This is a genomic window from Sphingomonas tagetis (genome assembly GCF_024211275.1).
GTDB lineage: Bacteria > Pseudomonadota > Alphaproteobacteria > Sphingomonadales > Sphingomonadaceae > Sphingomonas > Sphingomonas tagetis.
In genome coordinates, this window is the sequence record NZ_JAMLDX010000011.1 from 1 (window position 1) to 18,056 (window position 18,056).

At 67.9% G+C, this 18,056-nt stretch carries 18 protein-coding genes; 9 read left to right on the top strand and 9 right to left on the bottom strand.

The window, feature by feature from the left end; genetic code table 11:
• The first annotated feature begins 202 nt into the window (after nt 1-202).
• Nucleotides 203-469, top strand: coding sequence for a hypothetical protein (locus M9978_RS14055; RefSeq protein WP_254294254.1), 267 nt, complete (start codon nt 203-205; stop codon nt 467-469).
• Here the strand turns inward: M9978_RS14055 and M9978_RS14060 are convergent.
• Both M9978_RS14060 and M9978_RS14065 read right to left on the bottom strand, forming a co-directional pair.
• Nucleotides 466-1,164, bottom strand: a complete 699-nt coding sequence (locus tag M9978_RS14060; protein ID WP_254294255.1) for an NAD-dependent deacylase — start codon at nt 1,162-1,164, stop codon at nt 466-468. The two genes, M9978_RS14055 and M9978_RS14060, sit on opposite strands and share 4 nt — an antisense overlap.
• Before the next feature lie 59 nt (nt 1,165-1,223).
• The gene (locus tag M9978_RS14065) at nt 1,224-2,222 is read right to left on the bottom strand and encodes a ligase-associated DNA damage response exonuclease (RefSeq protein WP_254294256.1); all 999 of its coding nucleotides are present in this window, start codon (nt 2,220-2,222) and stop codon (nt 1,224-1,226) included.
• Between the two features lie 41 nt (nt 2,223-2,263).
• Here M9978_RS14065 and M9978_RS14070 point away from each other — a divergent pair, with 41 nt between their 5' ends.
• From M9978_RS14070 to pdeM, 3 genes are read left to right on the top strand one after another with little or no spacing between them, the layout of a single operon-like run.
• On the top strand, nt 2,264-4,672 hold the full coding sequence (locus M9978_RS14070; RefSeq protein ID WP_254294257.1) for a ligase-associated DNA damage response DEXH box helicase: 2,409 nt from the start codon (nt 2,264-2,266) through the stop codon (nt 4,670-4,672).
• A gap of 41 nt (nt 4,673-4,713) precedes the next feature.
• Nucleotides 4,714-5,685 (top strand): retroviral-like aspartic protease family protein, encoded by a 972-nt coding sequence (locus M9978_RS14075; protein WP_254294258.1) that lies wholly within the window; start codon nt 4,714-4,716, stop codon nt 5,683-5,685.
• Nucleotides 5,686-5,716: 31 nt separating this feature from the next.
• The gene (gene pdeM / locus M9978_RS14080) at nt 5,717-6,379 is read left to right on the top strand and encodes a ligase-associated DNA damage response endonuclease PdeM (protein ID WP_254294259.1); all 663 of its coding nucleotides are present in this window, start codon (nt 5,717-5,719) and stop codon (nt 6,377-6,379) included.
• Between the two features lie 27 nt (nt 6,380-6,406).
• On the opposite strand, the gene M9978_RS14085 is transcribed toward pdeM, so the two are convergent.
• On the bottom strand, nt 6,407-7,078 hold the full coding sequence (locus M9978_RS14085) for an HAD family hydrolase (RefSeq protein ID WP_254294261.1): 672 nt from the start codon (nt 7,076-7,078) through the stop codon (nt 6,407-6,409).
• Nucleotides 7,075-7,743 (bottom strand): YggS family pyridoxal phosphate-dependent enzyme, encoded by a 669-nt coding sequence (locus M9978_RS14090; protein ID WP_254294263.1) that lies wholly within the window; start codon nt 7,741-7,743, stop codon nt 7,075-7,077. Before M9978_RS14090 ends, M9978_RS14085 begins: the two co-directional genes overlap by 4 nt.
• Nucleotides 7,744-7,765: 22 nt before the next feature.
• Between M9978_RS14090 and M9978_RS14095 the strand changes: the two genes are divergently transcribed.
• Nucleotides 7,766-8,311, top strand: a complete 546-nt coding sequence (locus M9978_RS14095; protein WP_254294265.1) for a thiamine phosphate synthase — start codon at nt 7,766-7,768, stop codon at nt 8,309-8,311.
• A gap of 119 nt (nt 8,312-8,430) precedes the next feature.
• Here M9978_RS14095 and M9978_RS14100 read toward each other — a convergent pair whose 3' ends face one another.
• A complete protein-coding gene (locus M9978_RS14100) occupies nt 8,431-9,153 on the bottom strand; it encodes a hypothetical protein (RefSeq protein ID WP_254294267.1) in 723 nt (240 codons plus the stop codon).
• A gap of 215 nt (nt 9,154-9,368) precedes the next feature.
• Here M9978_RS14100 and M9978_RS14105 point away from each other — a divergent pair, with 215 nt between their 5' ends.
• The 4 genes from M9978_RS14105 to holA are packed head-to-tail and all read left to right on the top strand — an operon-like array spanning nt 9,369 to nt 13,890.
• Nucleotides 9,369-9,818, top strand: coding sequence for a DUF3576 domain-containing protein (locus tag M9978_RS14105; protein ID WP_254294269.1), 450 nt, complete (start codon nt 9,369-9,371; stop codon nt 9,816-9,818).
• Nucleotides 9,819-9,860: 42 nt separating this feature from the next.
• A complete protein-coding gene (gene leuS, locus M9978_RS14110) occupies nt 9,861-12,368 on the top strand; it encodes a leucine--tRNA ligase (protein WP_254294271.1) in 2,508 nt (835 codons plus the stop codon).
• Complete coding sequence (lptE, locus tag M9978_RS14115) at nt 12,365-12,871, top strand: LPS assembly lipoprotein LptE (protein WP_254294273.1); 507 nt, start codon at nt 12,365-12,367, stop codon at nt 12,869-12,871. The genes leuS and lptE overlap by 4 nt, the downstream gene beginning before the upstream one ends.
• The gene (holA, locus tag M9978_RS14120; RefSeq protein WP_254294274.1) at nt 12,868-13,890 is read left to right on the top strand and encodes a DNA polymerase III subunit delta; all 1,023 of its coding nucleotides are present in this window, start codon (nt 12,868-12,870) and stop codon (nt 13,888-13,890) included. Before lptE ends, holA begins: the two co-directional genes overlap by 4 nt.
• 13 nt (nt 13,891-13,903) lie before the next feature.
• On the opposite strand, the gene M9978_RS14125 is transcribed toward holA, so the two are convergent.
• Genes M9978_RS14125 through mnmG form a run of 4 tightly spaced genes read right to left on the bottom strand, consistent with a single transcriptional unit; the run spans nt 13,904 to nt 18,043 of the window.
• On the bottom strand, nt 13,904-14,830 hold the full coding sequence (locus M9978_RS14125; RefSeq protein ID WP_254294275.1) for a ParB/RepB/Spo0J family partition protein: 927 nt from the start codon (nt 14,828-14,830) through the stop codon (nt 13,904-13,906).
• Nucleotides 14,827-15,606 (bottom strand): ParA family protein, encoded by a 780-nt coding sequence (locus tag M9978_RS14130; protein WP_254294276.1) that lies wholly within the window; start codon nt 15,604-15,606, stop codon nt 14,827-14,829. Before M9978_RS14130 ends, M9978_RS14125 begins: the two co-directional genes overlap by 4 nt.
• Nucleotides 15,603-16,211, bottom strand: coding sequence for a 16S rRNA (guanine(527)-N(7))-methyltransferase RsmG (rsmG, locus tag M9978_RS14135; RefSeq protein ID WP_254294277.1), 609 nt, complete (start codon nt 16,209-16,211; stop codon nt 15,603-15,605). Before rsmG ends, M9978_RS14130 begins: the two co-directional genes overlap by 4 nt.
• Complete coding sequence (gene mnmG, locus M9978_RS14140; protein WP_254294278.1) at nt 16,208-18,043, bottom strand: tRNA uridine-5-carboxymethylaminomethyl(34) synthesis enzyme MnmG; 1,836 nt, start codon at nt 18,041-18,043, stop codon at nt 16,208-16,210. The genes rsmG and mnmG overlap by 4 nt, the downstream gene beginning before the upstream one ends.
• Between the last annotated feature and the right edge of the window lie 13 nt (nt 18,044-18,056).

Sequence of the window (18,056 nt, forward strand, 5' to 3'; positions counted from 1 at the left end):
CATAGTTTGTGTTCAGCAAGGCTGAACCGTGACGGCACCGGCCCGCTCCCCCACCCGGCCGCCCATCAAGGATACGCTGAAGTGGGTGGCCGGGTGGGGGAGCGGGCCGGTGCCGCATTCGGCGAAGCCGAATCCGACGAAGCGCGGAACCGTTGCGGCTGCCGGTCATTGTGCCCCTGCAATGAACAGGAGGCACAACCCCATGAAGTTTCTGGTGAAAGCCGTAGCGGGCGCCAGCCTGCTGGCGCTGGCCGCGTGCGGCGGCAATGCCGACGACAAGGCGGCCGACAATGTCGAAGCGGCGGCCGAGAATCAGGCCGACGCGCTCGAAGAGGCGGCCGACAACACCACCAACGAGACGATGGAGGACTCGCTCGAACAGCAGGCCGACAAGGTCCGCGAAGCCGGCGAGGACAAGGCCGACGCGATCGACGATGCCGACGACGCGCGGCTCGAGAACCAGCGCTAACCCAGGAGCGACTCGACCCAGGCGGGGACCAGGTTTCCCGCCGGGCCGAGCCGCGTTTCGGCGAACCAGCCGCTGCCCTCCGACCGCTCGAGATTGAGTTCGAGCGTTTCGGCGCCGTGATAGCGCGCGGTGCGGACGAACCCCGCGGCGGGATAGACCGCGCCGGACGTGCCGATCGAGACGAACAGGTCGGCCTCGCTCAGCGCGTGGTCGATCGCGTCCATTTGATAGGGCATCTCGCCGAAGAACACGACGTCCGGGCGCAGTTCCGCAGCCCCGCACGCCGGGCAGCGGCTCCGCGGCGGTAGCGACTCGGTCCACGGCACCCTCGCATCGCACGCGGCACACAGCGCCGATTTCAATTCGCCATGCATGTGGATCAGCCGCCTCGACCCGGCGCGCTCGTGCAGATCGTCGACATTCTGCGTCACTAGTAGGAGCTCGCCCGGCCATTCGGCATCGAGCCGGGCGAGCGCAACGTGGGCGGCGTTAGGCTCGACGCTGGCGAGCTTCGCACGGCGCTCGTCGTAGAAACGGTGCACCAGCACCGAATCATGCGCCAGCGCCTCGGGCGTGCACACATCCTCGACGCGATGCCCCTCCCACAGCCCGCCCGGCCCGCGAAAGGTGGCGACGCCGCTTTCCGCCGAAATGCCCGCGCCGGTGAGGATGACGATGTTGCGGATTTCGCTCATGCGCGGCGGTTTAGCGGAAGATCGCCGGATATTCTCCCCTCCCGCAAGCGGGTGGGGAATCAGTCATCCTCATCGTCATAACCGGCCAGCTCGAGCGCCCGGGCCTTGATCTGGCGCTCGCGGCACCAGTGCACCAGCGCATCCTCGCGGCCGTGCGTCACCCACAGCTCGCGCGGGGCGATCTCGCGGATCGTGCGCGTGAGTTCGTCCCAATCGGCATGATCGGACAGGATCAGCGGCAGCTCGACATTGCGCTGGCGCGCGCGCTGGCGGACGGTCATCCAGCCTGACGCCATGGCGGTGATCGGATCGGGCAGGCGCCGCGACCAGCGGTCGTTGAGCGCGCCGGGCGGGCACAGGATGATGCGGCCCTGAAGCTCCTTCTTGGCGACTCCGGTCGCGGGGCGCAGCTCGCCGAGATCGACGCCATGCTCGACATAGAGATCGCACAGCCGCTGCAGCGCGCCATGGATGTAGATCGGATCGTCGAAGCCCATGCCGCGCAGCTCGCGGATCACGCGCTGCGCCTTGCCGAGCGCATAGGCGCCGACCAGAACGCACCGGTCGGGCTCGGCGCGCAGGGCGGCGAGCAATTTGTCGATCTCGTCGGTGGTTTCGGGGTGGCGGAAGACGGGGAGGCCGAAGGTCGCCTCGGTGATGAACACGTCGCACGGCACCGGCTCGAACGGCGCGCAGGTGGGATCAGGGCGGCGCTTGTAATCGCCCGAGACGACGATTCGCTCGCCGCGAAAATCGAGCACGATCTGCGCTGAACCCAGGACATGGCCGGCGGGGACGAAGGTCGCATCGACCTCACCGAGCCGCACCGTCTCGCCATAGGCGACCGGACGGCCAGTCTGCGGGCCGTAGCGTGCCTCCATGATCGCCAGCGTCTCGGGCGTCGCCCACACCTCGCCATGCCCGCCGCGGGCGTGATCGGCATGGCCGTGCGTCACCAGCGCGCGGGCCTTGGGCTGCGAGGGATCGACCCACGCGTCGGCGGCGGGGATGTGGATTCCCTCCGGATGCGGTTGGAGCCAGTCGCCGAGCCTTGCCATCCCTCCTATATGTGCGGGATGCGGCGTTGTTCCCACCCTGGATGAGCGAAGTTCCTGAAATCCTTGGCGACTGGTTCGCGTCGCGCGGCTGGGTGCCGCGGCGGCACCAACTCGACATGCTCGCGGCCGGACGAGCGGGCCAACATGCGCTGCTGGTCGCGGCGACCGGGGCGGGCAAGACGCTGGCGGGGTTCCTGCCGACGCTGAGCGAGCTGATCGAGACGCCATCCGAAGGGCTGCACACGCTCTACATCTCGCCATTGAAGGCACTGGCGGTCGATGTGCAGCGCAATCTGCTGACCCCGATCGAGGAAATGGGCGTCCCGATTCGCGTCGAGACGCGCACCGGCGACACGCCGCACGAGCGCAAGGTCCGCCAGCGCGCACGGCCGCCACAGATCCTGCTGACCACGCCCGAATCGCTGAGCCTGCTGCTGTCCTATGAGGACAGCTTCACGATGTTCGCTGGCCTCCGGACGGTGGTGGTCGACGAGGTCCATGCCTTTGCCACCGGCAAGCGCGGCGATTTGCTCGCGCTCGCCCTTGCCCGGCTTCAGCGGCTGGCGCCGGACATGCGGCGCGTGGCGCTGTCGGCGACGGTCGCCGATCCCGACGGCTATCGCGCCTGGCTGGCGCCCGATGGCGATATCGATCGCGTAGCGCTGGTGATCGGCGAGAAGGGCGCGGACCCGGACGTCGCGATCCTGCTACCCGAGGGGCGCGTGCCGTGGTCGGGACATAGCGGCGTCTATGCGATCCCGCAGGTGATGGCGGAGATCGAGACGCACAAGACGACGATCGTCTTCTGCAACACGCGCGGGCTGTGCGAGCTGGTCTTCCAGAATCTGTGGAAGGTGAACGAGCTCAAGCTGCCGATCGGCGTGCACCACGGCAGCCTCAGCCTCGAGGCACGGCGCCGCGCCGAGCAGGCGATGGCCGATGGCAAGCTGCGCGCACTGGTGGCGACGGCGAGCCTCGACCTCGGCGTCGACTGGGGCGATGTCGATTGCGTCATCCAGATGGGCGCGCCGAAGGGCAGCTCGCGGCTGTTGCAGCGGATCGGGCGGGCGAATCACCGGCTGGACGAGCCGTCGGAGGCGGTGCTCGTCCCCGGCAACCGCTTCGAATATCTCGAGGCGCGCGCGGCGTTGGACGCGGTCGAGGCGGGCGAGCTCGATCCGGATGTGTTTCGCCCCGGCGCGCTCGACGTGCTGGCGCAGCATGTGATGGGCGTGGCATGCGCCGCCCCGTTCGATGCGGCCGAGCTGCTCGACGAAGTGCGCGGCGCGCTGCCCTATTCGGCGCTGACCCGCGAAGTGTTCGACCACGTTCTCAACTTCATCGCCGACGGCGGCTATTCGCTGCGCGCCTATGACCGGTTCAAGCGGCTGACGCAGGACAAGGACGGCCTCTGGCGGGTGACCAAGCCGGCGTTCGTCGCGCAGCACCGGCTCAATGCCGGAATCATCGTCGAAGCGCCCATGCTCGAGGTGCGTTTCAAGAATGGGCGGCGGCTGGGCAAGGTCGAGGAGGCGTTCGGGTCGTCGCTGTCACCCGGCGACACCTTCTTCTTCGCCGGGCTGGCGCTGGAGGTCGAAAGGATCGAGCTGACCGACGTGATCGTGCGCGCGACGTCGAAACAGGCGCGCTTCGTGTCCTATATGGGCGCACGGCTGGCGATCACCTCCACCCTGGCCGACCGGGTGCGACGGTTCTTCGCAAACCCCGCGGAATGGCAGCGCTTTCCTGCGGATGTCCGCGAATGGCTGGAGGTGCAGGCACGGCGCTCGCAGCTGCCCCAGCTCGGGCAATTGCTGGTCGAGACCTTCCCGCACGAGGGGCGGCACCATATGGTCGCCTACAGCTTCGAGGGCTGGAACGCGCACCAGTCGCTCGGCATGCTGGTGACGCGGCGGATGGAGGCTTTAGGCCTGAAGCCGATCGGCTTCGTCGCCAACGACTATGCGCTCGCGGTCTATGGGCTGGAGAAGATCACCGATCCCGCCGCATTGTTCTCGCCCGACATCCTCGAACATGAGTTCGTCGACTGGGTGCAGGGTTCGGCGCTGCTCAAGCGCGCGTTTCGTGAGGTGGCGATCATCGGCGGGCTGGTCGAGCGGCAGCAGCCGGGCAAGAAGAAGACCGGGCGTCAGGTCACCTTCTCGACCGACCTGATCTATGACGTGCTGCGCAAGTACGAGCCCGATCACCTGCTGCTGCGCGCGGCCTGGGCCGATGCGCGGGCGCGGATGACCGATGTCGGGCGATTGGCGCGATTGCTCGATACCGCGGCGGAGCAGATCGTCCATGTCGATCTGCCGCGCGTCAGCCCGATGGCGGTGCCGGTGCTGATCATGATCGGGCGCGAGCGCGTGGCGACGGGCGCGGTCGAGGACGAGCTGCTGATCGAGGCCGAGGCATTGGCGGTCGAGGCGATGCGGATCGACTGATCGCGATTGCGGCACGGCTCGCAGAGGCGTATTATCGCCCGATGCTGCCGCGTATTCTCGCGCCTGCGCTGATCGCCCTTTGCGCCGCTCCGGCCGTGCCACGGGAAATTGCGGTGCCGCCATTGCAGGGGGCGGAGGAGCCGGCGACCGACATGGCGCTGGGCGAACTCGCCAGCCGCATGACCGTGCCGGTCTCGATCAACGGCAGCGCGCCGCAGCCCTTCGTGATCGACACTGGCGCCGAGCGCTCGGTGATCTCGCGCCAGTTCGCCGGCCAGCTCGGCCTCGCCGCCGGCCCCAATGTACGGCTGACCACGATGACCGGCGAGACGCGCGTCGGGACGGTGGTGATCCCGTCGCTGACCGTCGGGCCGGTGCGTGACGAGCGCGCCTTCCACGCGCCGGCGCTGGAGGCGCGGCACATGGGCGCGCACGGCCTGCTCGGGATCGAGCAGCTGCGTCAGCACATGATCTCCATCGATTTCGACGCCGGCAAGATCAGCCTGCGCAAGTCGCGGCGCGAGGGCGGCCGCCCCGACCCCACGCCGCGCGCCACCGACGAGATCATCGTCACTGCGCGCAACCGCTTGGGGCAGCTGATCGTCACCGAGGCCGAGTTCGAGGGCCACAAGGTCACCGTGGTGATCGACACCGGATCGCAGATCAGCATGGGCAATCTGGCGCTGCAACGGCGGCTGCGGCGCATCCCGCTCAAGGGGCCGATCGAGATGACCAGCGTCACCGGCGAGAAGCTCACGGTGAACTATCACGTCGCGGAGCGGATGAAGCTCGGCAATGTCGAGCTGTCCGGGGTGCCGGTGGCGTTCGCCGACATCCCCCCGTTCGGGCGCTTCGGCCTCGCCAAGCGCCCCGCGCTGATGCTGGGGATGGACGCGATGCGCGGGTTCCGCCGAGTCGAGATCGATTTCCCCGAGCGCAAGATCCGCCTGCTGGTGCCGAGCGGTCCGCGGGTGCCGCGGCGCCGGCCCGACCGGGCGACGCGGCTGACTTGACGCGAGTCCGGCGCGCGGCGATAGCGGCGGCATGGTTCCCTTTTCGTTCGCCGGTCATGAACTGTGCGCGTTGCCCGAAGGCGCGCTCTACTGGCCGGCGCGGCGCGCGCTGATCGTTGCCGACCTGCATTTCGAAAAAGCCAGCTGGTTCGCCAAAGGCGGTCAGATGCTGCCGCCTTACGACACGCTCGACACGCTGGCGGCGGTCGCGGCGCTGGTCGAGCGCACGGCGGCGCGCGAGCTGTGGTGCCTGGGCGACAGCTTCCACGATTCGGCGGGGTGCGAGCGCTTGCAGCCCGATGCGCGCGCGGCGCTCACCACGCTGACCGGCGCGGTGCGCTGGGTTTGGATCACCGGCAATCACGACGCGGCACTGACCGACCATTGTGGCGGGGAAATCGTCGAGGAGGCCGAGGTCGACGGGCTGCTGCTGCGCCACGAGGCCGAGCCGGGCGAGCCGCGCCCCGAACTGTCCGGCCATTTCCACCCCAAGCTACGCGTCAAGCTGCGCGGGCGGCCGGTGTCGCGGCGCTGCTTCGTGGCGACTTCGACCAAGCTGATCCTGCCGGCATTCGGCGCGCTGACCGGCGGCCTCGACGCGGCGCATCCCGAGATCGTGCGTGCGGTCGGGCGCGGCGCGGAGGCGCTGGTGCCGCTGAGCGACCGCCTGCTGCGCTTCCCGATCGCGGCGTAGGTTTGCGCGCCTCACGGCGCGTCAAACTCAACCGATCAGCTTCGCCACCTCGGCGAAATCATGCGCGATGTCATGGACGCCGATCGCGCGCAGCCGCTGGTCATGACTGGCGCCGCAATGGCTGCCCGCGCACAGCCCGACAACATGCGCGCCGGAGGCAACCGCGCCGGTCGCGCCGACCGGCGAATCCTCGAGGATCACGCAGCGCGCGATGTCCACACCGAGCGCCGCGGCGGCGTGAAGATAGATGTCCGGCGCAGGCTTGCCGCGGCTGACATGCTCGCGGCCGGAAAAGATGCGGCCCTCGAACGCGTCGCGCAGCCCGAGATGGTCGAGATGCGCGGTGATCCACGCGGTCGAGCTCGACGAAGCAATCGCGCGAGGCAGCGAATCGGGCAACGACCGCACAAAAGCGATCGCGCCGCCCACCGCGGCGATGCCTTCGGCCAGCACGCGCTGGTTCTCAGCCTCGCGCACCTCATGAAATTCCGGCGGCAGCTCGCGCCCGATCCAGCGCTCGATCGCTTCGATGAATTCGGCGCCGGCGAGCCCCATGAACTTGTCCATCGAGTCCTGCGGACTCGTCGGATGGCCGATTTCGGTGAGATAGTCGGCGATCTGGCGGTTACCCTCAAACTCGCTTTCGAGCAGTACGCCGTCGAAATCGAACAGGATCGCGTCGAACCGCGTCACGATCATGCGCGCGATCCGAACAAGGCCGTGCCGACGCGAACATGCGTCGCGCCGATCGTCACTGCGGTCTCGAAATCGTCGGACATGCCCATGCTGAGGCCGGTCAGGCCCTGATCGCGGGCGAGCTTCGCCAGCAGCGCGAAATAGGGGGCCGAGTCGAGCTCGAACGGCGGCACCGCCATCAGGCCGGCGACGGGCAGCCCGGCAGCACGCGCTTGCGCGAGCAAGGCCGGGAGATCGGCGACCGCGCAGCCACCCTTTTGCGGCTCGTCGCCGATATTGACCTGGATGAAGCAAGGCGGGCGGCGATCCGCCTTGTCCATCGCGTTGGCCAGCGCGGTGACGAGCGAGGGACGGTCCACCGAATGGATCGCGTCGAACAGCGCGACCGCATCCTCGGCCTTGTTCGACTGGAGCTGGCCGACAAGGTGCAGTTCCACCCCCGAAGTCGTCTCGCGCAACTCAGGCCATTTGGCGGCGGCTTCCTGCACGCGATTCTCGCCGAACACGCGCTGGCCGGCCTCGATCAGCGGGCGGATCGCGCTCGCGTCATGCGTCTTGGAAATCGCGATCAGCTGCACATCGGCGGGATCGCGCTGCGCGAGCGTGGCCGCACGGGCGATGCGGTCATGAATGTCGGAAAGGCGCGAGTCGGCGGTGTCGGACGGCATGCGCGCGGCTATAGGTGGCGCAATGCGCCGCCGCCACCCCTCCACGCTGCAAGCCGAATTGCCCCGGCGCTGGCTGATGACCGACGAGCGGATGGGCGAGGCGCTGTGGGACGCGCTGGCACGGCTGCCCAGGGGATCGGGCGTGGTGTTTCGCCATTATTCGCTGCCGCTGGCCGAACGAAAGGCGTTGCTGGGCAAGGTCGCGCGCATCGCACGCGCGCGGCGGCTGCTATTGGTGACTGCCGGATCGGCGCGCTTTGGACCGGCGGCCGGAAGCCATGGCCGCCATCGCGGCGCGCTGACCGCACCGGCCCATTCACGACGCGAGGCAATTGCGGCGATCCGGGCAGGCGCGACGCTGCTGTTCGCATCACCCGTTCACGCCACTCGCTCACACCCCGGCGCGCGCGCACTCGGCCCAGTGCGACTCGGGCTGATGATTCGCGGGCTAGGCGTCCCGGTGATAGCGCTCGGCGGCATGGACGAGCGGCGCTGGCGCGCGCTCAGGCCGCTCGGCGTTCAGGGCTGGGCGGGAATCGATGCGTGGATGCGGCAGCCTCCCACATAACCGTCATGCTGAACTTGTTTCAGCATCCACCGCGCAACAAGCGACTTAGCCGCTTGGGGAGAAGCGAATCCTGAAACAAGTTCAGGATGACGAGCTTACGGCTGGGCCGGTGTGCGGTCTTAGAAGCGGATCGCGGTGCCGACATAAACCGCTTGGCTGTCGCGGCGGTTGTCGGTCAGCTGCGGCAGGCGGTTCTCTTCGGACTTGTAGCGAACGCCCGCGGTCAGATCGAGATTGCGGGTGATCGAATAGGACCCGCCGACATCGATCGAGTAATTGGGATCGTCGCTGATCAGGCGCGGTGCGCCGGCCAGCGGCCGTTCGGCCCCGGCCTTGATCCGGCCCGAAGCACGCTTGCCGGTGTAGGTGAGGCCCACTTCAGCCGATTCGCGGCTGCCCGGGGCGCCGGCGAGGTCGAGCTTGGCGAGATCGCCCGAGATGGCGAAGCGCTTCCAGCCCACCGAAACGCCGAGATTGTAGGCGATCGGCTGGAGCGTGACGGCGGCCGGTGCCGCTGCGCCGCGATCGGCCAGCGTCGTGGCAGGACGCGTGTTGCGTGCGCGCACCGCGACGGTGACGCTGCGGCTGGTCGAACGCGCCGAATCGGCCGGCGTGAAGCGGAAGCCGCTGCCCGATAGGCCGCTGCGAGCGAGCGCCGCGGCGAGTCGCGGGTCGGCGGCGGCGGGGGTGAAGCTGCCGATGCTGGAAATCGACGGCGCGCGCTTGGGCGCGGCGAGCCGCTGCTGCTGCGCGGTCTGGGCGAGCAGCGCAGGCGCGGCGACGAGACCGGCGGCGGTAACCGCCCCTAGCCCCAATCCAGCCATGTAACGCCGAACGCTCATGTCATCCCCGATCCTGTCATGGGGCCTACCATGATTCGGCCATGATGTTCCACCGCATGAATCTGTTTTCGTGATAAGTGTGACTTTAGAGCCATAGCTTTGGTTGGATTCGGTTTTTGCTGCGGGCGGGCGGTGCCCCGCAGGCTCCCGCTTGCGGCAAACGCGCGAGCATCTATAGATGCGTGCCGATGATGATTTCCCATAGGAAGATGCCGATGAACCGCCTGTTGCGCACCGCGATCCTGGGCAGCCTCGCCGTGAGCGCCGCAGCCGGCCTGTCCGCCTGCAGCAAGGGCGGCGAGCGGCCGAAGGCGGATCTTGCCGCGTCGAAGGTCACGACGATCGGCGTCAACGCCTATCTGTGGCGCGCGGCGCTCGACACGATTTCGTTCATGCCGCTGGTGCAGACCGACTCGAATGGCGGCGTGATCGTCACCGACTGGTATGTGAACCCCAACATCCCGACCGAGCGGATGAAGGTCACCATCACCATCCTCGACCAGGATCTGCGCGCCGATGCGCTGCGCGTCGCGGCGCTGCGCGAAGTCAACCGCGGCGGCCAGTGGGTCGCATCGCCGGTCGAGGCCGCGACGGTGCAGAAGCTGGAAGACATCATCCTGACCCGCGCCCGCGACCTGCGCCGCGCGGCGATTGCGACGGATTAATTGAAGCGGGCCGGTCCCGCTATTGCTGAATAAGGAAGCCCCGTGTCGCGGTTCAACGCGCTGAAAGCCGATTCCGCGTGGCAGAAGGTATGGGACGAACGCCAGACCTTCGCCGCCGACGATAACTCGCCCAAGCCCAAATCCTACGTCCTCGAGATGTTCCCCTATCCCTCGGGGCGCATCCATATGGGGCATGTCCGCAACTACACGATGGGCGACGTGCTGACGCGCTATCGCCGGATGCGCGGCATGGAAGTGCTGCATCCGATGGGTTGGGACGCGTTCGGCATGCCGGCGGAAAATGCCGCGATGGAGAAGAAGGTCCATCCCGGGAGCTGGACGCGCGAGAATATCGCGACGATGCGTGCGCAGTTGAAGCGCCTCGGTCTGGCGCTCGACTGGAGCCGCGAGCTGGCGACGTGCGAGCCTGATTATTACGGCCACGAACAGGCGCTGTTCCTCGACCTGTTCGAGCATGGGCTGGTCTATCGCAAGGAATCGACGGTCAACTGGGACCCGGTCGACATGACCGTGCTCGCCAACGAGCAGGTGATCGACGGGCGCGGCTGGCGCTCGGGCGCGCTGGTCGAGAAAAAGAAGCTGAGCCAGTGGTTTTTGAAGATCACCGACTTTGCCGACGAACTGCTGGAAGGGCTCGGCACGCTCGACAAATGGCCGGACAAGGTCAGGCTGATGCAGGAAAACTGGATCGGCAAGTCGGAAGGGCTGCAGTTCCGTTGGAAGCTTTCCAACGAAGCCGGCGAGCTAGAGGTATTCACCACCCGTCCTGACACGATTTTCGGCGCAAGCTTCGTCGCAGTTGCGGCGGACCATCCGCTCGCTCAAGCCGAAGCGGAGGGGAATCTCGAAGCCGCCGCCTTTATCGAACGGTGTAAGCAAGGCGGCACGACTGCTGCCGAACTGGAAACGCAGGAAAAGCTCGGCTTCAATACCGGGCTCACGGTCACGCATCCGTTCGATCCCGAGTGGCAGCTGCCCGTTTACATCGCCAATTTCGTGCTGATGGACTATGGCACCGGCGCGGTGTTCGGCGTGCCCGCGCACGACCAGCGCGATTTCGAGTTCGCCAGCAAATATGGTCTGCCGATCCGCCGCGTGGTGTCGGATGGCGACAAGACCGCGCCCGACTTCACCGATGCCGAGGCATATTCGGGGCCGGGGACGCTGGTCAATTCGCACTTCCTCGACGGCATGGACGTTGCCGACGCCAAGCGTGAGGTGATTCAGCGCGCCGAGGCCGGCGGCTGGGGCACCGGCACTACCGTGTGGCGGCTGCGGGACTGGGGCGTGTCGCGCCAGCGTTACTGGGGCACGCCGATCCCGGTCATCCATTGCGGGGCCTGCGGCGTACAGCCGGCGCCGCGCGCGTCGCTGCCGATCGTGCTGCCCGAGGACGTATCGTTCGACATTCCCGGCAACCCGCTCGACCGCCATCCGACATGGAACAAGGTCGACTGCCCGAACTGCGGCGCGGCGGCGCGGCGCGAGACCGACACGCTCGACACCTTCGTCGATTCGTCCTGGTATTTCATCCGCTTCGCCAGCCAGCCCGGCGACAAGCCGTTCGACCGCGCGGTCGCCGAACAATGGCTGCCGGTGAATCAATATATCGGCGGGGTCGAGCATGCGATCCTGCACCTGCTCTACGCCCGCTTCTGGACGCGCGCGCTCAAGCGCATCGGCAAGCTCGATGTGGCCGAGCCCTTCGCCGGGCTGTTCACCCAGGGCATGGTGACGCACGAAACCTACAAGGCTGCCGATGGCCGATGGCTGTCGCCGGGCGAGGTGGTGCGCAAGGGCGAACTCTGGGTCGAGGCTTCGGGTGGCGCACCGGTGACGACGGGCCGCATCGAGAAGATGTCCAAGTCGAAGAAGAACACCGTCGATCCCGAGCCGATCGTCGACCAATATGGCGCGGACGCGGTGCGCTGGTTCGTGCTGTCGGACTCGCCGCCCGAACGCGATCTGGAGTGGACCGAGAACGGCATCGAGGGCGCGTGGCGCTTCGTCCAGCGGCTGTGGCGGCTGTTCGACCAGCTCGGCGAGTGGCAGGGCGAGGACAAGCCGCTCGACCGCGCGGTGCACCAGACCATCGCCGGCGTCGCCGCGGATATCGAGGGACTGCAGTTCAACAAGGCGGTCGCGAAGCTCTATAGCCTCGTCAACGCGATCGAGAAGGCCGCACCCAGCGCCTCACGCGCCACCGCGATCCGCACGATCATCCTGCTTGCCGCACCGATGACGCCGCATCTCGCCGAGGAAGCCTGGGCCGCGATGGGTCAAGACGGCCTGATCGCCGATGCCGAATGGCCCGACGTCGATCCGGCCTTGCTGGTCGAGGACGAGGTGACGATCGCGATCCAAGTCAACGGCAAGCTGCGCGACACGGTGAAAGCCGCGAAGGGCGAAGCGAAGGACGCGCTCGAAGCGATGGCCTTGGCAAATCCCAACGTGCAGCGCATTCTGGAAGGCGCTGCGCCCAAAAAGGTAATCGTCGTGCCCGACCGTCTGGTGAACATCGTCGCATGAAGGCCGCAGCGGCCCTTCTCGCCCTCGTCGTGCTCTCGCCCGCTCTGGCCGGTTGCGGCCTCCGCCCGCTCTATGGCGGCGGCGAGGCCGGGCTGGTGCAGACAATGCTGTCGGGCGTCGAAGTCGCGCCGATCGAGGGCGAGGCCGGCTGGCTGGTCAGCAATGCCGTGCGCGACCGGATCGAGGCGACGCGCAGCGGCGAGCGGCGCTACCGGCTCGAAATCAAGCTCGACGACCAGATCACCGGGCTCGGCGTCCGCCGCGACGACGTCGTGACCCGCGAGCGGCGCACCCTGCGCGCGCGCTATCAGCTGGTCGAACTCGCCACCGGCCAGACCGTACTCGACGCCACCGCCGGATCGGATGCGGGCATCGACGTCGCCGGCTCCGAATATGCGACGATCGCCGCCGAGAAGAGTGCGCTCGAACGGCTGTCAGGCATCGTCGCCGACCAGATCGTCGCGCGGCTCGCCCGTTACGCGCAGTCGACCGAGGGCAAGTGAAGGCCAGCGAAGCGCAGATCCGCGCCCGGCTCGACAAGCCGGGTCCGGATGTACGGCTGTTCCTCCTCTACGGCCCCGACGAGGCCGGCGCGATGGAGCTGGCCGCGCGCCTCGGCCGGGCGATGGGTGGCGAGGCCGAGCGCATCGACCTCGAAGGATCGCAGCTCAAGGGCACGCCCGGGCGGCTGGCCGAGGAAGCCGCCTCGCTCTCGCTGTTCGGCGGCGCCCGCTATGTCCGCGTGACCGGCATCGACGACGACGGCACCGAAGCGGTGCGGCTGCTGCTCGAGGCCGAGGTCGCCGGCAATCCGGTGGTGGCGGTGGGCGGCGCGCTCAAAGGCACCGGGCGGCTGCTCAAGCTCGCGCTGGCGAACCCCGCCGCGATGGCGCACGCCTGCTATGTCCCCGACGCGCGCAATGCGAGCCAGCTCGCCGCGGGAATCGCGCGTGAAAATGGCCTCAGGCTGGTCGGCGGCGTCGCCGAGCGGCTGGCGGCGATGTCGGGCGGCGACCGCGCGGTGCTGGCGCGCGAGATCGAGAAATTGTCGCTCTACATGGACGCCGCGCCCGACCGGCCGCGTGAGGCCGGGATCGCCGCGCTCGACGCGATCGGCGCCGATCTGGGCGAGGCTGAGATGTTCGGCGCGATCGAAGCGGTGGTCGAGGGCCGCACGGCTGAGATCGGCGTCGAGCTCGCCCGGCTCGACAATGCCGGCGTGTCGGCCATCCCGCTGCTGCGCCAGCTGGTGCGCAAGCTGATGAGCCTGGCCGAAATGCGCGGCGAGATGGACCGCGGCGCCTCGTCCGACGAGGTGGTCAAGAAATACCGCGTCTTCTTCAAGGAAGAGATGGGCACCAAGGCGGCGCTGCGGCGCTGGTCGAGCCCGATGCTGGCACGCGCCGTCGAGCGCGTGCGCGAGGCCGAACGCGCGATCACGCGCGGCGGCGGCAATGCCGGGCCAGTGCTGGCCGAGGAGACGCTGACGACCCTCGCGCGGGCGGCGGCTCGCTCCCGCTAAAACGTGATAAAGGCTAGATTTTCTCGCCGGTCAGTCGCTGGCACACCATATCGAGCTGGTCGAGCGTCGAATAGGTCAGCGTGAGCGCGCCGCCCTTGTCGCCAAAGGTAATGCGCACGTTGAGACCGAGCACGTCGCCGAGCTGACGCTCGAGCGCGGCGATATCGGCATCGACCACCCCAGTGAACTTCTCGCCGCCCTTCCCCGCCGCGCGCGGCTTGGCTTCGCGCGCAAGGCGTTCGGTGTCGCGCACCGACAGGTCGCGCTCGACCACGATGCGCGCCAGCCTCTCCGGATCGGGCGCGCCGATCAGCGCGCGCGCATGGCCCATGGTCAGCGCACCTTCAACCACGCGCTGGCGCACCGACGCCGGAAGATCGAGCAATCGCAACAGGTTGGCGATGTGGCTGCGGGATTTATGGACGATCCGCGCCAGCTGATCTTGGGTATGGCCGAACTGCCCGATCAGCTTTGAATAAGCCTCGGCTTCCTCAATCGCGTTGAGGTCCTCGCGCTGGATATTTTCGACGATCGCGATTTCGAGCGTCTCGGCCTCGTCCAGGTCGCGGACGATCACCGGCACCTCGTGCAGCCGCGCGCGTTGCGCCGCGCGCCAGCGGCGCTCGCCGGCGACGATCTGATAATCCTTGCCGTGCGGCCGGACGACGATCGGCTGGATCAGCCCGCGCGCGGCGATCGACTTGGCGAGTTCCTCCAGCGCGTCTTCGTCGAAATGGCGGCGCGGCTGCTCGGGATGCGGCGCAAGCGAGCTGACCGGCAGCATGCGCACGCCGCTCGACGGCTCGCTGCCGGGCCGAGTCGGCTCCTCCCGCTCGGCATCGCCGAGCAGCGCGCTGAGGCCGCGGCCAAGTCCGGGGCGCGGCTTGCGCGGCGGCGGCACCAGCGAAGCAACGGGCGGCGGCGGCGTCTCGTCGGTCATGCGGCTTTCCTGAGCTTGGGCAGGCGGTCGATCACTTCGCGGGCGAGCGCGATATAGGCTTCCGACCCGGCACAGCGATAATCATAGATCAGCGCCGGCATGCCGTGGCTCGGCGCCTCGGACAGCCGCACATTGCGCGGGATCACCGTGTCGAACACGACCTTGCCCAACACTGCGCGGACATCGTCGGCGACCTGGTCGGTCAGCCGGTTGCGGCGGTCGTACATCGTCAGCACCACCCCCAGGATCGACAGACCGGGATTGAAGCGCGTGCGAATGCGCTCGACCGTGTTGAGCAGCTGGCTCAACCCCTCCAGCGCAAAGAACTCGCATTGCAGCGGCACCAGCAGCGCATCCGACGCCACCATCGCATTGATCGTCAACAGCCCGAGCGACGGCGGGCAATCCATCAGCACGACATCCCAGCGTTGCTCGCTGCGGTCGATCGCGGCCGCGAGCCGATGCGTGCGCGCCTCGAACTCGACCAGCTCGATCTCGGCGCCCGACAGATCGACCGTCGCCGGGACGATATCCAGCCCCGGCACCTTGGTCGGAATCACCACCTCTTCGAGATTCACCTCGCCGAGCAGAAGATCATAGGTGGAGCGCTCACGGTCGGCACGGCCGATGCCCAGCCCCGTCGAACAATTGCCCTGCGGGTCGAGGTCGAGCAGCAGCACACGCTGCCCGGTAGCGGCCAGCGCGGTGCCGACATTGATTGCCGATGTGGTCTTGCCCACCCCACCCTTCTGATTGGCGATCGTGATGCAGATCATCTCGGTCGAATCCCCTGGGCGACGACAGTGAGCGAGTCGGGAGCCGTAATGCTCGGTTCCACGTGGAACGAACCTTGCCATGAGCGGCGCGCCGCTTCCACCTCCGATTGTGCGTTTCGGCCCTTGGGGAGAATCCAGATTGTGGACGGATCGGCGCGGTGGGCAGCGATTCGGAACAGCTGATCCAGATTCGCCACCGCCCGCGCAGAAATTACACTGGCCGCCCCGCTCGTTCGTTCGACCTTCGCCGTCACGACCGTGACATTGCGCAATTCGAGCCGAGCCGCGGCGATCTCGAGAAAGCGGGTCCGAAGTCGTCTGGGCTCGATTAGTTCAACCGGCGCATCGCGGAGGATTGCGATGACCAGTCCCGGCAGGCCGGCCCCGGCGCCGATATCGAGCCACGGCCCATCCGGCGGTGCATGCGCAAGCAGCTGCGCCGAATCGACGATGTGACGAACCCAGATCGACTCGATTGTTGATGGTGCGATCAGATTCTGCGCGGCGGCCTCGCTGCGCAGATGGTCAACGAACGCCGCGAGCTTTGTTTCACGTGAAACGCCATAGCGCTCGACGATCCAGCCTCGTGCATCGTCCTCGGTCATGCGGCGCGGCGGATATGCAGCAGGATCGCCGTCAACGCCGACGGCATGATCCCGCGGACGCGCGCCGCGTCGCCGATCGTTGCCGGGCGCGCGGCGGCGAGCCGCTCGACCATTTCGTTGGAAAGCCCGGGGATCGAGGCATAGTCGAGTTGCGCTGGAATGGCTGCCGCGTCGGCGCTTGCCATCGCAGCGACCTCGCTCGCCTGCCGTTCGAGATACGGTGCGTAACGCGCGTCCTGAACGAGTTCGTCCAGCACGTCATCGGCATCGTCCGGCAGGTCCAGGTCGAGATGGTCGAGCGTCACCCCGGTAAAGCGCAACCAGTCATAAGCGGTCCGTCGCGCACCATCCTGCGACACCGGCGCACCGCGCTGCCCCAGCGCATGCGCGGTCCTTTCGACCGACAAGCTGGCATGCAGCCGCTCGCGCCTTGCCCGCCGGTCAAGCTCGCGCTCGTGGCGCAGCGGACCGATACACCCAGCCTCGCGCCCGATGTCATGCAGACGCGCCGGCGCATTGTCGGCGCGCAGACGCAGCCGGAATTCGGCGCGCGCTGTGAGCATACGATAGGGTTCGGTGATCCCTTGCAAGGTCAGGTCATCGATCATCACACCGATATAGGATTGCTCGCGCGGCAGGATCATCGCCGGACGCCCCAGCGCTGCCGCTGCGGCGTTCACCCCCGCGACCAGCCCCTGCGCCGCTGCCTCTTCATAGCCGGTGGTGCCGTTGATCTGCCCCGCACAATAGAGGCCGGGCACGTCGCGGACCGCCAGCGCTGCGGTCAGGCAGCGCGGATCGACATGGTCATATTCCACGGCATAGCCCGGCACGACGATCGGCGTGCGCTCCAGCCCGGGGATCGACGCGATCATCGCCTGCTGCACATCCGCCGGCAATGAGGTCGAAAGGCCATTGGGATAGACGAGGTGCGTCGCCAGCCCTTCGGGTTCGAGGAAGATCTGGTGCCCGTCGCGGTCGCCGAAGCGGAAGATCTTGTCCTCGATCGAGGGGCAATAGCGCGGGCCGCCCGCTTCGATCGCGCCGCTGAACAGCGGCGAGCGATCGAGGTTTGCGCGGATCACCGAATGGGCTTCGAGCGTGGTCCGCGTGATCGCGCAGCTCAACTGCGGCAGCCGCGCGCCGTCGGACAGCGGCGACATGCGCCAGTCATCGGCATCGCTCGGCTGTTCGTCGAGCCGCGCCCAGTCGATCCGCCGCCCATCGAGCCGCGGCGGTGTCCCGGTCTTGAGCCGCGCGACCGGCAAGCCGAGCTCGCGCAGCTGGACGCCCAGCGCAGTCGCGGCGCGCTCGCCGACACGGCCACCGGCCTCGCGCTCTTCGCCACGGAAGATACGGCCGCCGAGAAAGGTACCGCTCGCCAGCACCACCGCGGCTGCACGAAGTGTCGTGCCGTCGGCCAGAAGCAGGCCAGCGATCTTGCCTGCGCTTAGCACCAGCTCGACCGCTTCGCCTTCGACCACGGTCAATCCGTCCTGCCCGGCAAGCATCGACTGGATCGCCTGCGCATACCGCACCCGGTCCGCCTGTACGCGCGGCCCCTGGACCGCCGGTCCCTTGGATCTGTTGAGCAGGCGATAATGGATCGCCGCGCGGTCGGCGGCGCGCGCGATCAGCCCGTCGAGCGCATCGACTTCGCGAACGAGATGCCCCTTGCCCAAACCACCGATCGCCGGATTGCACGACATCGCGCCGATCATCGCGGCGTCGAATGTCACCAGCGCCGCACGCGCGCCGCATCGCGCAGCGGCCGCAGCCGCTTCGGTACCGGCATGGCCGCCGCCGATGACGATGACGTCGAACTCGTGCATGGACGCGCATTAG

What these genes read in the sequence shown, in the direction of transcription:
- M9978_RS14085 (WP_254294261.1), bottom strand. Translation starts at nt 7,078, where the DNA reads ATGATCGTGACGCGGTTCGACGCGATCCTGTTCGATTTCGACGGCGTA.
- pdeM (WP_254294259.1), top strand. Translation starts at nt 5,717, where the DNA reads ATGGTTCCCTTTTCGTTCGCCGGTCATGAACTGTGCGCGTTGCCCGAA.
- lptE (WP_254294273.1), top strand. Translation starts at nt 12,365, where the DNA reads ATGAAGGCCGCAGCGGCCCTTCTCGCCCTCGTCGTGCTCTCGCCCGCT.
- M9978_RS14105 (WP_254294269.1), top strand. Translation starts at nt 9,369, where the DNA reads ATGAACCGCCTGTTGCGCACCGCGATCCTGGGCAGCCTCGCCGTGAGC.
- M9978_RS14125 (WP_254294275.1), bottom strand. Translation starts at nt 14,830, where the DNA reads ATGACCGACGAGACGCCGCCGCCGCCCGTTGCTTCGCTGGTGCCGCCG.
- M9978_RS14075 (WP_254294258.1), top strand. Translation starts at nt 4,714, where the DNA reads ATGCTGCCGCGTATTCTCGCGCCTGCGCTGATCGCCCTTTGCGCCGCT.
- M9978_RS14070 (WP_254294257.1), top strand. Translation starts at nt 2,264, where the DNA reads ATGAGCGAAGTTCCTGAAATCCTTGGCGACTGGTTCGCGTCGCGCGGC.
- M9978_RS14130 (WP_254294276.1), bottom strand. Translation starts at nt 15,606, where the DNA reads ATGATCTGCATCACGATCGCCAATCAGAAGGGTGGGGTGGGCAAGACC.
- rsmG (WP_254294277.1), bottom strand. Translation starts at nt 16,211, where the DNA reads ATGACCGAGGACGATGCACGAGGCTGGATCGTCGAGCGCTATGGCGTT.
- M9978_RS14090 (WP_254294263.1), bottom strand. Translation starts at nt 7,743, where the DNA reads ATGCCGTCCGACACCGCCGACTCGCGCCTTTCCGACATTCATGACCGC.
- M9978_RS14055 (WP_254294254.1), top strand. Translation starts at nt 203, where the DNA reads ATGAAGTTTCTGGTGAAAGCCGTAGCGGGCGCCAGCCTGCTGGCGCTG.
- mnmG (WP_254294278.1), bottom strand. Translation starts at nt 18,043, where the DNA reads ATGCACGAGTTCGACGTCATCGTCATCGGCGGCGGCCATGCCGGTACC.
- M9978_RS14100 (WP_254294267.1), bottom strand. Translation starts at nt 9,153, where the DNA reads ATGAGCGTTCGGCGTTACATGGCTGGATTGGGGCTAGGGGCGGTTACC.
- M9978_RS14060 (WP_254294255.1), bottom strand. Translation starts at nt 1,164, where the DNA reads ATGAGCGAAATCCGCAACATCGTCATCCTCACCGGCGCGGGCATTTCG.
- M9978_RS14065 (WP_254294256.1), bottom strand. Translation starts at nt 2,222, where the DNA reads ATGGCAAGGCTCGGCGACTGGCTCCAACCGCATCCGGAGGGAATCCAC.
- M9978_RS14095 (WP_254294265.1), top strand. Translation starts at nt 7,766, where the DNA reads ATGCGCCGCCGCCACCCCTCCACGCTGCAAGCCGAATTGCCCCGGCGC.